This is a genomic window from Arthrobacter sp. CG_A4, from assembly GCF_035985125.1.
In the GTDB taxonomy this organism is placed as follows: Bacteria; Actinomycetota; Actinomycetes; order Actinomycetales; family Micrococcaceae; genus Arthrobacter.
Window position 1 is genome coordinate 50,054 of the sequence record NZ_JAXCID010000008.1, and the last position, 15,362, is coordinate 65,415.

Below are 15,362 nucleotides of genomic sequence, written 5' to 3' on the forward strand. Positions count from 1 at the left end.
TCCACTATGTCCATTTGTCACACCCGGGGGAGGGCATGTCCCGTGGTGGCGGGGGAACGGGCAGGGGGAACGGGCATGTCCCGTGGTGGCGGGGGAGTGGGCGGGCTCAGGAACGGGAGGTGAGCGTGAGCAGCACGGCCTCGGGCCTGCAGGCGATGCGGATCGGGGCGAAGCGCGAGGTGCCGATCCCGCCGGAGACGTTCACCGGCGTCGTGCGTCCGTTGCTTTCCCAGTTGTTCAGGCCCTTGGCGCGCCAGGTGGGGATGTCGCAGTTGGCGAGGAGGGCGCCGTAGCCGGGCAGGCAGATCTGGCCGCCGTGGGTGTGACCGGCGAGGAGAAGATCGGCGCCGTCCTCGGTGAAGTGGTCCAGCACGCGCTGGTAGGGGGCATGGACGACGGCCACCCGTAAATGCGGTGTAGCGTCCTGGCCTGTGGTGCCGCGTGGCCAGCCGGCGTACTGCTCGAGGCCCAGGTGCGGATCGTCAACGCCGGAGAAGTCGAAGCGCAGCCCCTTGAGTACCACCGACTGGCAGCGGTTGGTGAGGTCCACCCAGCCGGCCATGCCGAAGCCGGCACGCAGCCGTGGCCAGTCCAGTGTGCCCGGATCTTTGGGTACCGAGGACGGCCCCAGGAGGTAGCCTGCCGGGTTCTTCAGCCGGGGGGCGAAATAGTCGTTGGAGCCGGGCACAAAGACGCCGGGGAACTCCATCAGCGGGCGCAGCGCCGCCAGCACGGGGTCCACCGCCTTGGTGTGGCTGAGGTTGTCGCCCGTGTTCACCACCAGATCGGGCTTCAGCTCCGCCAGTGATGCCAGCCATTCGGCCTTCGTATCCTGGCCCGGGACGAAGTGGATGTCGGACAGGTGCAGCACGCGGAAGGGGCCGAAGCCGGCAGGAAGGACCGGGAGGGTCTCCTCGCGCAGCACAAACTGGTTCTTCTCCCACAGGCCGTAGCCGGTGGCGGCGGCACCTGCCGCGGCGCCAACCGCGGCGGTGACGGCGAGGCCGCGCCCGATGCTTCGGGCGCGGCCTGCCAGGTCATTCTCCCGGGCCATCGGTTACTACTTTTTTTCTTTGGGCGGTTCGGGCGCGGGGGCAGGAGGTGTGGACGGGGCGGGGCTGGACGGAACCGGGCTGGACGGGGCCGGCGTCGCCTGCGTCGACGGCCTGGGCACGGGTGCCGGTGCCGGCCCTGTGACCAGGTTCGACGGCGGCGCCGGGAACGGGTTGGTGCCGTACGCCGGTGCCACCTGGGTCATGTAGTTCGAGAACTGCGGGCCAGCGATCATGTACCCGTCAATGCCCTTATAGAACTTGTCGTTGACTGTGACGTTCTGGCCAGGCCGGTCCTGGCCGCCCAGAGCGTCGCCGAACCAGGTCGCCGTCGCCAGGCCCGTGGTGTAGCCCACCACCCAGGTGGAATTATTTGTATCGTTGGTGCCGGTCTTGGCGGCGATCGGGAAGCTGGTCCGGGTGGAGATCCGCGGCTGGATCAGCGAGCCGGAGCCGCGGTTGAGAACTTCCTGCAGCGCGAAGCTGACACCCCGGGCCACCTCCGGTTTGATCGCGTCGCGGCAGCTCGTGGCCTGGGCCGGGAGCTGGGCGCCGGTCGCATCCGTCACCGAGGCGATGGCGATCGGCTCGCAGTATTTGCCGTCGTTCGCGAAGGTGGCGAAGGCGCTGGCCATGGTCAGCGGGGAGGTCTGGAGGGCGCCGATCAGGTTGGACAGACGCGTCATGGGAACGGGCTCGTTGGTCTGGCCGGCGTGGATACCCGCGGCGTCGACGATCTTCTGGATGCCGCAGAGGTCCACCTGGGCCGCGGTGGCGAACGTCATCGTGTTGATCGAGTTCGCCAGGCCGTCGACGACTCTCATGGGCTTGTAGTAGTTCTCTTCGGCGTTCTGCAGATCCTTGGCAGCGCCCAGGCCCTCTTCCGCCGTATTATAGGCGCCATCCACGGGTGTAGGACAGGTGTTCTTCCACCGGTAGTTCAGGGGATAGCGCCGCACTGCCCCGTTGAGGACGGTGTTCATGGATTTTCCCTCGTCGAGCCACTGCGCGAAGGTAAACGGCTTCATCGTGGAACCGGGCTGGAAACCGCCCAGGCCGCCAAGGTCGTTGCCCTGGGTGTCCTTCATATCAACGTTGAAGTTGATGACGGTATTGAACTTTCCCTCGGCCTCAAGGACCTGGGTGTTCTGAGCCATCGAGATGATCTTGCCCGAGCCCGGCTGCACGGAGACCAGCGAGGCGCCCCACTTGTCCGGGTTCGCCCCGGCGGAGCCGTCAACCTGGGCCTGTGCCACAGCCTGGGCATTCGGGTCCAGCGTGGTCTTGATGGTCAGGCCGCCGCGGAACACTTTCCGCTCGCGTTCCTTCGCATCGGCGCCATAGGCGGGGTTGTTGAGCAGCAGGTGTAGCACATAGTCGCAGAAATACGGGGCCGTCTGCGAATAGGGGCAGCCCTGGCGTGCCGGGGTGACCTTGGTTTCCACCGGGGTGGCGACGGCGGCGTCGTAGTCGGCCTGCTGGATCTTGCCCTGGGTCAGCATCAACTCGAGGACCAGGTCACGGCGGACCTTGGCGTTCTCCGGGTTGTTGATCGGGTCGAAGAAAGACGGGCTGTTGACCAGACCGGCCAACAGGGCGGCCTGCGGAAGGGTCAGGTCCTTGGCGGTGGTGCTGAAGAAGAACTTGGAGGCGGCTTCGATGCCGTAGGCGTCCCGGTTGAAGAACACGATGTTGAGGTAGCCCTCAAGGATCTGTTCCTTGGTGAACTTCTTCTCCAGCGCGATGGCGAGCTTCATTTCGCGGAGCTTGTCCCCGACGCCCTTGTTGACACCGTTCAGCAGGACTTCGTCGCCCTTGCCCTCGGCCTCGAGGGAGGAGTTGATGACGTTGTTGACGTACTGCTGCGTGATGGTCGAGGCGCCCTGCTTGTTGCCGCGGGCGGTGCTGACAAGTGCACGCATGATGCCGGTGGTGTCCACGCCGCCGTGCTCGTAGAAGCGGTTGTCCTCGATGGCGATCACCGCGTCCTTGACGTACGGCGACATCTGGTCCAGGGACACCCGGGTGCGGTTTTCTGCGAACAGATTCGCGATCACGCTGCCGTCGGCCGCAAGGATAGTGGTCGACTGGCTGGGCGGATCCACCTGCAGCTCCGCCGGGAGGGTGTCAAAGAATTTGATCGATCCGCTCGCCGTGTTGCCGGAAACCGCCGCGGCCGGGACTAACAGCCCCGCCACCAGGACGCCACACATGGCGCTCACACCCAGGAAAAGAAAGATCTTTCCGAGAGTGGTGGCCGTGTCGAATAAAGGGTTCTTGCCTGTCGCCATGTTTTCCACTTTACCGGCAAGTACTAGGCTTTAGCTCATGACCAAATGGGAGTACGCCACGATTCCGCTCATTATCCACGCCACGAAGCAGATTTTGGACCAGTGGGGAGACGGCGGCTGGGAGCTTGTCCAGGTTGTTCCGGGCCCCGAGGGAAACGGCCTGGTTGCCTACCTGAAGCGGGAGAAGCAGTAGCCATGGGCACCCCAGCATCGGCGGCGCAGGACGCCTCGGCTGCCGCGGGTCCCGCCGGCAACACCACCGCTGCCGCGGGCGCGTCGTCGGGCGCGGGCGCATCGTCCGCCGTCGAACAGCGCCTCGCCGAACTCGGCCTGACCCTGCCGGAGGTCGCCGCGCCGGTGGCCGCCTACGTTCCCGCCGTGATTTCGGGCAACCATGTCTATACCTCCGGACAGCTGCCGTTCATCAATGGCGGGCTGGAGGCCACGGGCAAGGTGTCCGCCGGCACGGAGGCGGCCGCCGACGAGGCCACCGTGTCCCCGGAAGCGGCAAAGCGCTACGCCGCGGTCTGTGCCGTCAACGCCCTGGCCGCCGTGAAGAGCGTCATCGGGGACCTGGACCGCATCACCCGGATCGTCAAGGTGGTGGGCTTCGTCTCCTCCGACCCGTCCTTCACCGGCCAGCCCGGCGTCATCAACGGCGCCTCTGAGCTGCTGGGCAAGGTCCTCGGCGACGCCGGCCAGCACGCACGGTCCGCCGTCGGCGTCGCCGTCCTGCCGCTCGACTCACCGGTTGAGCTCGAACTGATCGCCGAATTCGCCTAGAGCGCCGGTTACTTCCCATGCCTAAGTTAGTCCGACGCCTGTTTGTCCTTCCCCCGGATCTTGAGGGGGCGGCCCGCAGCTGGCGTGAACATGGCGACCGGACGCCCCGTGCCGCCCGTTTCGCGTCTTCCGTGATACTCCTTCGGGATTCACCCACGGGTCTGGAAACCTGGCTGGGTTACCGGCCGGGCACGTCGCCGCTGGGCGTGCTCGCCTTTCCCGGCGGATCGCTGCAGGCGTCCGACGACGACGCGGTCGGCTGGCTGGGCCCCTCGCCGCAGCATTGGGCCGAGCAGATGGGCACGGCCGACGTCGGGCTGGCGCGCCGCCACGTGGTGGGTGCCATCCGGGAACTGTTCGAGGAGACCGGCATCCTGCTGGCCGGGCCGGACCTCACCAGCACCGTGGAGGCGACCTCGACGGGCGAGTGGATGCGCGCCCGGGTGGCCGTGGCGGAGCAGGAGAAATCCTTCACCGAGCTGCTCGCCAAGCGCGGGCTCTCGGTGCGGACGGACCTGCTCAAGCCGCTGGTCAACTGGCTCAGTCCGGCCTTCGCGCACCGCCGCTTCAACACCCGGTACTTCGCGGCCACCCTGCCCATGAACCAGAAGCCCTCACTGCTGGCCGGCAAGGGTGTCTGGGGCCGCTGGGTCTGCGTCCGCGGCGTGATCAACGAGCGGGAGACCACCGTGCTCGGCGACGAGGTGGGCCAGGCGAACACGGCCGGCCGGCACCTCGGCGAGCTCCTGGTGCCGGGTTCTGAGATCATGCTGGAAAAGATGGCCGGGGCCAACGGCTGCATCGCCTACCTCAGCTATAAGCGCAAGGCCCATGTGTACCAGCCCGAGCTCGTCGAGGAAGACGGCAGGCTCATGCTCGAAGTCGAGGCAGCAACAACCGTCGCAGGCGACCCGCAGCGCGAGCGCTAGCGCGTTTCCGCGCCGCACGGTGGCCCGCCCGCGGCGGCGCCCTCGGGCGGGGGCGGGGGGTGCGGCAGTCGGCTCGGGTGCCGGCAACTCACTCGGGTACCGGCCCGCGGGCTTGTCCCGTCTTCGGCCCTACCAATGGACATGCCCCGGATCAGCCCGCGGATCTGGGGGGACATGCCCCGCGCTAGCCCTGGCCGGTGGACATAGTGGCATTATGCCCATTCCTCCCCGCCAGGAGTGGACATGTTCCGCGGCCCGACTCGCCAGGACTGGACATGTCCCGCGGCCCGACTCGCCAGGACTGGACATGTCCCGCGGACCGGTGGGCACGACTTGAGACGTCCCGCGTTCAGCCCGTCCTGCCGTTGGACATGCTCTCTGCTGTCCCGGGCCGGTGGACATACTGGCATTATGCCCATTCCTCCCCGCCAGGACTGGACATGTCCCGCGGACCGACCCGCCAGGACTGGACATGTCCCGCGGAAGGTGCGGCGTTCCAGACGCCGAAGGCCGGCTCCGTTTCCACGGGCCGGCCTTCGGGGTCTGCTGCTGAACGGTTTAGCGCGAGCGCTGGCGGAGCCGCTGCATGTCGAGGATGACGACGGCCCGGGCCTCGAGACGGAGCCAGCCGCGCTGCACGAACTCGGCAAGTGCTTTGTTGACTGTCTCGCGGGATGCGCCGACAAGCTGGGCCAGCTCCTCCTGGGTGAGCTCGTGGGCAACCAGGACGCCGTCGGTCGCGGGACGGCCGAAGCGGTCGGCCAGGTCCAGCAGCGCCTTGGCGACACGGCCGGGAACGTCAGAGAAGACGAGGTCCGAGAGCGAATCGTTGGTGCGGCGCAGGCGCCTGGCCAGGGCCTGCAGCAGCTGGGCGGAGACCTCCGGGCGAGTGCGAAGCAGGGTGTTGAGGCTCTCGTTCCTCAGGCCGGCTAGCCGCGTTTCCGAGACGGCCGTTGCCGTGGCGGTGCGCGGGCTCGGATCGAACAGTGCCATTTCGCCGAACAGCTCGCCCGGACCGAGGATGGCGAGCAGCGATTCACGGCCGTCCGGGGACGTGCGTCCGAGCTTCACCTTGCCGGAGACGATGAAGTACAGCTGGTCACCCTGGTCACCTTCCCGGAAAACCGAGGCTCCGCGTGAGAGGTCCACCTCGGTGAGCTCATCCGTCAACAAACGGAAAGCCTCGTCGTCGAGCGTGGCGAAAAGGGGTGCGCGGCGCAATACCTCGATGTCCATAAAATCTCCTGACTAACTGTGTCGGCTGGGGCGCTTCAGCCATTGTTTCAGAATTTTGCCGTCTCTGTGACGTACTTGGCACCGAAACGCCCCAGACGACGCCAGACGGACCACAGAAAGAGCACACATGGACCACGCCGGGAAGTTGCCGGGCGCCTGCGTCCGCTCGGTAATCCGCTCGGTAAACTGTCAGCCTGCGCCGGTAGAATCGGGGCTTACCTGCCTATAAGGAGCACCGGTGTTCGGCTTGACCATTTTGGACCTCGTGTTGATACTGACGCTGCTGTCCTACCTGATCCATGGCCTGCGCAACGGCTTCGTGGTAACAGTCGGCGGCATCGCGGGGTTCGCCGCGGGGGCCGTGGCGGCGTTTGTGTCTGTCCCGATTGTCAGCGATTTTGTGGACGACAGCGGCTGGCGGCTCACCGCGATCATTGCCGCCGCCGTGCTGCTCATGTTCCTGGGCCACGGCCTCGGCACAGCGATCGGGCGCCGGATTCGCAGCGTGGTCAGGATCAGCCCGCTCCGGGCCGTGGACCGGGTGGCCGGCGGCGGCGTGAACGTGGTGGTGTCCGCCCTGGTGATGTCGATGCTGGCGTTCAGCATCGGCGCGCTCGGCGTCCCCCTGGTCTCCCAGCAACTCGCCGAGTCCAGAGTGATCCGGTTCATCGACGGCGTGACGCCTACCCCGCTGAAGACATCGATGGCCCAGCTGCGGTCCACCGTGATCGGCGAGGGCATTCCGACGCTGTTTGCGGGCATCGGGCAGGGCCAGCCCGTGGCCGTCCCGGACGCCAGCACTGACACGCCCGCGCTGAACAGTGCAGCGGCGTCGGTGCTGAAGATCGCCGGAACCGCCTTTCAATGCGGGCAGAACCAGACCGGTACCGGCTTTGTGGTCTCGCCCGGCCGCGTCGTGACCAACGCCCACGTCGTCGCCGGAGTGCCGGAACCCGTGGTCGAAATCCCGGGCGGGGGTGCGCTGCCCGGCCGCGTCGTGTACTTCGATAGCCAGCGCGACCTCGCCGTGCTGGCCGTGGACGGGCTGCGTTCCGCCCCGCTGCCGCTCAGCTCCGATCTGCCCGCCGGGAGCGCCGCCGCGTTCGCCGGCTACCCGCATGGCGGCCCGTTCCAGTCCAAGCCGGCCACTGTGCAGGACATCGCCACCGTGCTGGTCCCGGACATTTACGGCAACAACCCGGCGCCCGCGGACGTCTACCGCCTCGCCGGCGATGTCCAGCCGGGCAACTCCGGGGGCCCGCTGCTGACCGTTGACGGCCAGGTGGCCGGCGTGATCTTCGCCAAGGCCACGAGCGAGTCCTCACTCGGCTTCGCCATCACGATGACCGATCTGGGCCCCGTCGCCGCCCAGTCGCCCGGGCTCGGTAACCCGGTCTCACCGGGCCAGTGCGTCAAGAAGTAGCGTCAGGTAATAGCGCCAGGTAGTGGCGTCAGGAATTCCAGTGCGCCACGAAATAGCCGGCATCAGGAAGTAGCAGCCTGGAGCCATTCCAGGCTCTGGCCGTGCGGGCCCGCGATGGCTACGGGCTGCCCGTTGTGGGTCAACAGGAACCGGCCGCGGAGCCGCTCAGCATCCATCTCGGGCACAACACTGGAGCCGTCCGCCTGCAGGATCACGGTGTGGCCCTCGTTGGAGAGCCAATGGCATCCGCGGCCCGCGGTGAGTTCCGCGATGGTGCCGCGGAACTGTTCCCGGCCCTCTGCATCGAGATAGGCCATGACCGCGCTGTGGAACACCACGAGCGTGGCGTCCGACGGCGCCCGCCCGGCCAGGGCGACGAGCTGTTCGTTGAGGTCCCCGGCCACCAGCAGCGGCGGATCGGCCTGGGCGACGGCGATGGCCTGCCGCAGCCGCTCCCGGCGGAAGTCCTGCTCCGGCCAAATCAGCGCCTCCAGCCAGGCGACGTCGTCGGGACTGCGGACGTTGAGGGGATTGAGGTCAATGCCGGCACGCCACACCACCCGGGGGAGCTGCGCCGGCAGCGGGACTGGGCCGGTGGTGGTGCAGCGAAGCAGCGGGAAGGTGCCCGGCTGTGCGCCTGCCGGCTGCAGACGGGTCACCGCGGCGCGGCCGGGATCCGCGCTGCCGGCTGCCGGGTCGCCGGGGTCAGCGCTGCCGGCGTCGAACTCATAGCCGTAGCGGTCAGGGAAGAGCGCGAGCCCGGCCGAGGCGCCCACTTCGATGAGCGCCAGCGGTCGGCCCTCGGTGGCCGCGATCCGGGCGAGGGATGGCAGCAGTGTCGCGCAGCGCCCCGCTTCGTTGGTCTGGGTGGCGCGGGCGAGCACGGTCCGCGAGATCTCGTCCCAATGCTCATCCAGGAAGCTTCGGAACTCCCGGTAGGGGCTGATCTGCGCGCCCAGGAAGCGCGCCGCGGCGAGCAACAGCAGCGGCTGGCGCTTGTTGTGCGGCCACTCATCGATCCGCCGGATCAGCTCCGGATCCTCCGCTATGGCCACCGACCAATCCTCGTAGCACAAGGAGTTGCCGGGCGCGTCGACGGTGCCGAAGTGCCGGTACCACTGCGCGGTGGCCGGTTCCGCGGCGGGTTCCGGTGCGGCTGCGGGATCAGCGGGGGACATGCTCAGTCCTGGCCGGTCTGCAGCCCGGCGAGGTATTCGATGCCGAAGCGGTAGCCCAGGATCCCGGCGCCGGCGATCACGGCCTTGCTGATCTCCGAGAGATAGGAGTGGTGCCGGAACTCCTCGCGGGCGTGGACGTTGGTGATGTGGACCTCGACGGCGGGCAGTTGCACTGCCGAGATGGCGTCACGGATCGCCACCGAGGTGTGCGTGTAGGCGCCGGCGTTGATGACGATGCCGATCGCCTTGCCCCTGGCCGCATGGATGGCGTCGACGAGGGCACCCTCGTGGTTGGACTGGAAGCACTCGACGTCCAGCCCGTGCGCCGCGCCGGCGTCTTTGGCGAGCTGTTCGACGTCGGCCAGCGTGGCGGTTCCGTATTTCTCGGGTTCGCGGGTGCCGAGCAGGTTCAGGTTGGGTCCGTTGAGGACCAGGATGGTGCCGCGGCCGGCACCGGCGGGGGTGGCTTCGCTCATGCTTGCCAATGTATCGCGTTGCGCCGGGGGACGGGCCCATCTCGCCGCCGCCCCGGCACTTTTTTGGGACCGGGGTTGCCGCCGGCCGCGCTTTCTACCGCGTGGCGAGCCGCTCGATCCGGCGCAGCGCCAGGGCGCAGACCGGCAGATAGGCCGGCGCCCACCAGGGGACTGTGAACGTCACGAGAGCTCCGCCTTCCTGCGGAATGACCCGGTGGCCGGTGGCGGGAATTCCGGCAACGGACCACGACCAGTACCGTCCCGCCTCGAACCCGGTCACGGTGTACGGCAGGGCCACACCCAGGATGGTGCGCACCCTGCCACGGCTGCCGCTTTGGAGCCCGCTGGCCGCGGGCCCGGTTGCGGACCCGGCAGAAGGACCGGCTGCGGGCCGGCTTGCGGGCCCGGCAGAAGGACCGCGGCTTGCGGTTTCCCGGGGGTCCGCCGGTGCGGGCTCCACACCGGTGATCGACGGCCCCCAACTGGGCCACCTCCGGACATCGGTGAGGAGGGCCCACACCTCGTCGGCGGGTGCGGCGACCCGGCGCGAAACGGAGAAGGCCATCCGACTAAGCCAGGATCGCCTGAGCGGCGCGGTGGCCGCTGGCGAGGGCGCCCTGAATGGAAGCCGTCTCACGGTGGTCGCCGCAAACGATCAGCCCGGACCGGTTTTGAACGGCTTCCCGGGGCCGCAGCGGGGGAAGCTGCACCGGGAGGGCGTGCGGGACCTCCTGCCGAACCACGAGTTCCCAGCCGCTTGTGGGGGCGCCGAAGATCTCGCCGGCGTGGCGGCGGACCTCGTCGTCCGTGGGCACGGGCCGCCCCGCGCCGAAGAGCGCGGATGTCTGGATGAGGTGCCGTCCGGCAGGGGCGTAGCTGTGCGCCGCATTGGAGATCACCGCAGTGTTGACCAGCGGCCCGCCCCTGCGGGCACGGCCGTCAACGCAGAGCATGTCCACCTCGCTGGGGGCCGCACTCGCCGCAAACCAGTGCGTGAGCACCCCCTTCATGGCCGGCACGGGGTCGCCTGTCAGCCTGCCGGCGGTGAGGGGATCGGTGGCGACGACCACTTGGCGGGCCCGTAGCGCGGAATCCGCGGCGGTGACCAGCAGCGCGTTCCCGTCCGGCGTGATCGAGTCCACCCTGGTCGAGGTGCGGACCGGGGTGGACAGTCCGGCGGCCAGCTGACGGGGGAGCGCCTGCATGCCGTCGCGCGGCAGTCCCGGCACTCCGCTCGCGAACACCCGGACAAGCTGCAGGGCGAAGTCGTTGGAGGTGCTGCCTCCGTCCTCCAGCAGCACGCCGGCAAGGAACTGGTCCACCACCCGGCGGAGTTCGCCGGAGCAGCCGGCCCGGTCCAGGGCCTCCCGCAGCGGACCATCCGTGCCGCGCCCGCGCCGGGGCAGGCCAAAAGCCGGGGTGGCCCACCGCAGCAGCCCTGCGACGTCGCGGGGCTTAAGGATGCCGCTGCGCAGGGTCTGCGGGATGAGGAGGGGCTCGCGCAGAGGGTGGGCGAGGACTGCGAGGGAGTCCTCCCGGCGGACCCGGACGCCGGCGCCGAACGACTGAAGCTTCAGCGCGTCGACGTCGACCCACCGGCGCACCGCGGGGTACGCGGGATTCAGCACCTGAAAGCCGCGGTCCACCAGGAACCCGTCGATCCGGTCCGTCCGGATTCTGCCTCCGACGTCGTCGGACGCCTCCCACACCAACACCCCGCGGCCGGCGGCCTCCAGCTCGCGGGCGCACTGCAACCCCGCCAGGCCTGCACCTACCACCAGAACGTCACAAGTTTCGGTCATGACTCATCCTTTCACGGCGTCGCATTCCGGGTCCGGCGGCCTCAACGGCAGCATCGCTGGGGCAGCGTGAGCGGGCAGCAGACGACGGCGGCGCCGCCCACTGACGTGGGCCACGCCGTCGTCGAACTGTGCCCGCCAGAACCAGCGTCCGCCGAAGAACGACGCGCGCTACGCCAGGTTACTTCCGGAGCGACTGCGCGATCTGGGCCATCACGGTGTTGTCCGCCAGGGTGGTGGCGTCTCCCACCTCGCGGCCTTCGGCGACGTCCTTGAGCAGGCGCCGAATAATTTTTCCGGAGCGGGTCTTCGGCAGTTCCGGGACCACCAGAATGGTCTTGGGCTTGGCGATGGGCCCGATTTCCTTGCTCACGTGGTTGCGGAGTTCCTGCACTATAGCGTCTCCGGTGTCCACGGCGTCCCCGCGCAGGATCACGAAGGCCACGACGGCCTGGCCGGTGGTTTCGTCCGCGGCGCCCACGACGGCGGCTTCCGCAACGGCGGGGTGGGACACAAGGGCGGATTCGATTTCGGCGGTGGAGAGCCGGTGGCCGGAAATGTTCATCACGTCATCGACCCGGCCGAGCAGCCAGATGTCGCCGTCGTCGTCCTTCTTGGCGCCGTCGCCGGCGAAGTACATGGTCTCGAAGCGGGACCAGTAGGTTTCCTTGAACCGCTCCGGGTCGCCCCAGATGCCGCGCAGCATGGCCGGCCACGGTTCGCGGATGACCAGGTAACCACCGGAGCCGTTGGGCACGGATTCGCCGAGTTCGTCCACAACGTCGACGGCGATGCCGGGGAGCGGGACCTGGGCGGAGCCGGGCTTCGTGGCCGTCACGCCGGGCAGCGGGGCGATCATCTGCGCGCCCGTTTCGGTCTGCCACCAGGTGTCCACAACGGGGGCCGGGGTTTCCTTGCGTTCGCCGTTCTTCCCGGCGTTGGCACCGATGACCTCGCGGTACCACATCCAGGCTTCGGGGTTGATCGGTTCGCCCACGGAACCCAGGACGCGGATCGAGGAGAGGTCCGACTTGGCCGGGATCTCCTTGCCCCACTTCATGAACGTCCGGATGGCGGTGGGGGCGGTGTAGAGGATGGAGACCTTGTACTTCTCCACGATCTCCCACCAGCGGCCCTGGTGCGGAGAATCCGGTGTGCCTTCATAGATCACCTGGGTGGCGCCGTTGATAAGCGGGGCGTAGGCGACGTAGGAGTGGCCGGTGATCCAGCCGACGTCGGCCGTGCACCAGTAGACGTCGGTCTCCGGATGCAGATCGAAGACGGCCTTGTGCGTGTAGGCGCCCTGGGCGAGGTAGCCGCCCGTGGTGTGCAGGATGCCCTTGGGCTTACCGGTGGTTCCGGAGGTGTAGAGGATGAACAGCGGGTGCTCGGAGTCATGCCCGACGGCGGTGTGCTCGGCGGAGGCGGTCCCTACGGTGTCGGCCCACCAGTGGTCGCGGCCGTCGTGCCAGTCGACGTCCTGGCCGTTGCGCTTGACCACCACGACGTTCTGGACGGTGTGGCCGACGCGGGCCAGGGCCTCGTCGACGGCGGGCTTTAGCGTGCTGGGCTTGCCGCGGCGGTAGGTGCCGTCGGCGGTGACGACGAGCTTGGCCTCGGCGTCGTCGATCCGGGAGCGGAGCGCTTCGGCGGAGAACCCGCCGAAGACCACCGAGTGGATGGCGCCGATCCGGGCGCACGCAAGCAGCGTGATGACAGCCTCGGGGATCATGGGCAGGTACACGGCGACGCGGTCACCCTTGGCGACGCCGAGGGACTCGAAAGCGTTGGCTGCCTTCTTGACCTCCTCGGTCAGCTGCGCGTAGGTGTACGTGCGGGTGTCGCCCGGTTCGCCCTCGAAGTAGATGGCGACGCGGTCCCCGTGGCCGGCCTCGACATGGCGGTCCAGCGCGTTGTAGGCGGCGTTGATCTCGCCGCCGACGAACCACTTGGCGAACGGCGGCGTGGACCAGTCGAGGGTCTGCGTGAAGTCCTTGCTCCAGGTCAGCAGCTCGCGGGCCTGCTTCGCCCAGAAGGCGGGACGGTCGGCGTCGGCCTCCGCGTAGTCGGCGGCGGTGACGACGGCGTTCGCCGCGAACTCGGCAGACGGGGCAAACTTCCGGTTCTCCTGGGACAGGTTTTCAAAGGCGTCGCCCTGGGGCCGGGCGCCGGAATCCTGCGTGGTCGTGGAGCCTGGGATGTGCTGGGACATGGTGAACCTCATCATTCATCGATCCGTGCTGCGCAGGACCTCCGTTCCGCCGCCGTGCCGGCCGTTTGTGCGGCGTCGGGCATCGGCTGGTCACGGAGGGACCGCAAAGAGCTGTTCCGAAATACACACTAACGCCTGGGCGGCCCCCGACGTGTGCCGCGTCACACAGTGAACCGTGAGCGGTGTTTGTTAAGCGACGAATGGTGGGTAAACGGCTACTTGCGCGCCATCAGGCGGCGCATGCGGCGCTGCACCAGACGCCGGCCCATATCCGCGCCGTGTCGCGGTCCGGCATCTGGCCGTCTCGGCAGCCACCCGCAACAACCGTCAAGCTATAGCGAAGCGCTGGCGGTATCCGCTGACCCCGGCGGCTCCACACACTGCCGCTGATCTTGCCGCGTCCGCCCACGGCTTGTCAGCTAGTGATCGGCCATGCACTTGGCTAGGCTGAGATGAAGTTGTGACATCCCGATGGAGGCGGAGGGACCGTGCGCGGTCCTCTATCTGCCTGCCTCTAGGCGGCACCGCCCAGGGTGGCGCCATGCTAAGGAGAACAGTAATGAACGAGCAAGCGAACGGGCAGCTCCAGACGCCGTCCCAGAGCCAGGGCAACCGTCAGGGCTCCAGCGGCGGGAGCACACCGGCCGGCTACGGCGAACCGCCCCGGTTCACGGTGGACAAGGCGAACGGCCGGACGGCCGGCAAGAAGAACGAGGCGGTTCTGGGGCCCTTCACCATCCGCGATCTCACCGTTTTCGGCTCGACGCTGATTCTCTTCATCGCATCGCTGATCCCGATGTTTGCCGTCCGCTACAACCTGTGGAACCTGGGCAGCCTCTTCTTCCTGGGTCTCGGCGTCCTTCTTCCGCTGATCGTTGCCGCCCTGTTCGTGGCGCGCCGGGTCAGCCCCGGGACGAACGTCCGGATCGGCTCCCTTTCGGTGGACCAGTTTGCCTCCGTGGTGGCGTCGTTCACGGTGGCGTTCTTCTTCCTGGCCATCGCAGGTGCCTTCGTGCCGAGCATGCTTCTGGCGCTCGTGGGCGCGCTGGGGCTCTTTGCCGCCACTGTGCTGGGCCGCCTGATCCCATACTTCGCCGGTGATTTCCTGGGCCGCGAGGAAGCACCCGCCCACATCGTGGCCCGCGAGACGGCAGAGCCCGTCCGCAAGCCCCGGGCCCCCAAGGCTCCGAAAGACACCAGCGAACCGAAAGCCCCCAAATCGGCCGGCATCGGCCAGCTCTCCGGCTGGGCCAAGCGCCTGACCTCCGGCGGCCAGGGAACTGCCCCGGGCGCGGATACCCGCGGCAATGGGTCCCACAGCGCTGCGCCGGGTGGCGGGTCTTACGCCGGCCCGGAAGCCGCCCCCGCAGGACCGGCCCCCGCAGCACCTGGCCCGGTCGTCGGCTCGACGGCGACCCAGAACGCCGGCATCGTGCCCGCCGCAGCCGCGGCCGCAGTGCCCGCTGCGCCCGCCGAAGGTCAGACCCAGGCCGCCGCAGCCGCGCCGGCCGCCGAAGAACAGACCCGGGCCGCCGGCGTCGTAACGACCCCTCCGGCTGCGCCCGCGCCGGAGGCAGCCTCGACTCCGGACACCACGGCAGGCCGGCCGGCCCCGGACGCCCGGCTCCGGGCAGCCGCAGCGGCCGAGGAAACCCGGGCGGCCGAGGTTCCAGCTGCCGCGGGAAACAGCGCCCCCACCACCGTGAACCCGCAGGTGCGCTCGCAGGAGCCGATCGGCGCCACCGTGGATCCGGCAAGCCGCCCCGAGGAACACCAGATCCAGCCCGTCCACGAGGCGTTCTGGTTCGCCGTCGCCCAGCCCCGGACGGCCTTTGACGAGCACACCGGTGCTCCGGCGTTCGTGATTGAGCCCGGCGGCTGGGTCCTCGCCCTTGAGGACCGGGGCCATGAATTCCTGGTCCAGCACACCGACGGCCGCGCCGGCCTGTTGCGTGACCTCAGCAATATCGAACGCGGTTAGCC

At 68.6% G+C, this 15,362-nt stretch carries 13 protein-coding genes and 1 pseudogene; 5 read left to right on the top strand and 9 right to left on the bottom strand.

Annotation, left to right across the window (positions count from 1 at the left end):
- Nucleotides 1-106: 106 nt before the first annotated feature.
- Together RCH07_RS05335 and RCH07_RS05340 are read right to left on the bottom strand one after the other, a co-directional pair.
- Nucleotides 107-1,054: a metallophosphoesterase gene (locus tag RCH07_RS05335; RefSeq protein WP_326966441.1), complete on the bottom strand. Its 948-nt coding sequence runs from the start codon at nt 1,052-1,054 to the stop codon at nt 107-109.
- 6 nt (nt 1,055-1,060) lie between these two features.
- Nucleotides 1,061-3,343, bottom strand: coding sequence for a transglycosylase domain-containing protein (locus tag RCH07_RS05340; protein WP_326966442.1), 2,283 nt, complete (start codon nt 3,341-3,343; stop codon nt 1,061-1,063).
- Between the two features lie 37 nt (nt 3,344-3,380).
- Here RCH07_RS05340 and RCH07_RS05345 point away from each other — a divergent pair, with 37 nt between their 5' ends.
- The 3 genes from RCH07_RS05345 to RCH07_RS05355 are packed head-to-tail and all read left to right on the top strand — an operon-like array spanning nt 3,381 to nt 5,055.
- Nucleotides 3,381-3,536 carry a hypothetical protein gene (locus RCH07_RS05345; protein WP_326966443.1) on the top strand — a complete coding sequence of 52 codons (156 nt, stop codon included), beginning with the start codon at nt 3,381-3,383 and terminating at the stop codon, nt 3,534-3,536.
- A 2-nt stretch (nt 3,537-3,538) separates the two neighbouring features.
- Nucleotides 3,539-4,126 carry a RidA family protein gene (locus tag RCH07_RS05350; RefSeq protein WP_326966444.1) on the top strand — a complete coding sequence of 196 codons (588 nt, stop codon included), beginning with the start codon at nt 3,539-3,541 and terminating at the stop codon, nt 4,124-4,126.
- A 17-nt stretch (nt 4,127-4,143) separates the two neighbouring features.
- The gene (locus RCH07_RS05355; protein WP_326966445.1) at nt 4,144-5,055 is read left to right on the top strand and encodes an NUDIX hydrolase; all 912 of its coding nucleotides are present in this window, start codon (nt 4,144-4,146) and stop codon (nt 5,053-5,055) included.
- 558 nt (nt 5,056-5,613) lie between these two features.
- Here the strand turns inward: RCH07_RS05355 and RCH07_RS05360 are convergent.
- Nucleotides 5,614-6,291 (bottom strand): Crp/Fnr family transcriptional regulator, encoded by a 678-nt coding sequence (locus RCH07_RS05360; RefSeq protein ID WP_326966446.1) that lies wholly within the window; start codon nt 6,289-6,291, stop codon nt 5,614-5,616.
- A 238-nt stretch (nt 6,292-6,529) separates the two neighbouring features.
- Here RCH07_RS05360 and RCH07_RS05365 point away from each other — a divergent pair, with 238 nt between their 5' ends.
- A complete protein-coding gene (locus RCH07_RS05365) occupies nt 6,530-7,714 on the top strand; it encodes a MarP family serine protease (protein ID WP_326966447.1) in 1,185 nt (394 codons plus the stop codon).
- Nucleotides 7,715-7,776: 62 nt separating this feature from the next.
- Here RCH07_RS05365 and RCH07_RS05370 read toward each other — a convergent pair whose 3' ends face one another.
- The 6 genes and pseudogenes from RCH07_RS05370 to acs form a co-directional block, all read right to left on the bottom strand.
- The gene (locus tag RCH07_RS05370) at nt 7,777-8,892 is read right to left on the bottom strand and encodes a DUF2332 domain-containing protein (protein WP_326966448.1); all 1,116 of its coding nucleotides are present in this window, start codon (nt 8,890-8,892) and stop codon (nt 7,777-7,779) included.
- 2 nt (nt 8,893-8,894) lie between these two features.
- Nucleotides 8,895-9,368, bottom strand: coding sequence for a type II 3-dehydroquinate dehydratase (gene aroQ / locus RCH07_RS05375; protein WP_326966449.1), 474 nt, complete (start codon nt 9,366-9,368; stop codon nt 8,895-8,897).
- Nucleotides 9,369-9,462: 94 nt separating this feature from the next.
- On the bottom strand, nt 9,463-9,684 hold the full coding sequence (locus tag RCH07_RS05380) for a hypothetical protein (protein WP_326966499.1): 222 nt from the start codon (nt 9,682-9,684) through the stop codon (nt 9,463-9,465).
- 123 nt (nt 9,685-9,807) lie between these two features.
- Nucleotides 9,808-9,933 (bottom strand): annotated as a pseudogene (locus tag RCH07_RS05385) (SRPBCC family protein); the annotation flags it as partial.
- A 4-nt stretch (nt 9,934-9,937) separates the two neighbouring features.
- Nucleotides 9,938-11,170, bottom strand: a complete 1,233-nt coding sequence (locus RCH07_RS05390) for a protoporphyrinogen/coproporphyrinogen oxidase (RefSeq protein ID WP_326966450.1) — start codon at nt 11,168-11,170, stop codon at nt 9,938-9,940.
- A 178-nt stretch (nt 11,171-11,348) separates the two neighbouring features.
- A complete protein-coding gene (gene acs, locus RCH07_RS05395) occupies nt 11,349-13,379 on the bottom strand; it encodes an acetate--CoA ligase (protein ID WP_326966451.1) in 2,031 nt (676 codons plus the stop codon).
- 559 nt (nt 13,380-13,938) lie between these two features.
- Here acs and RCH07_RS05400 point away from each other — a divergent pair.
- Nucleotides 13,939-15,360, top strand: a complete 1,422-nt coding sequence (locus RCH07_RS05400; protein WP_326966452.1) for a hypothetical protein — start codon at nt 13,939-13,941, stop codon at nt 15,358-15,360.
- Nucleotides 15,361-15,362 lie beyond the last annotated feature (2 nt).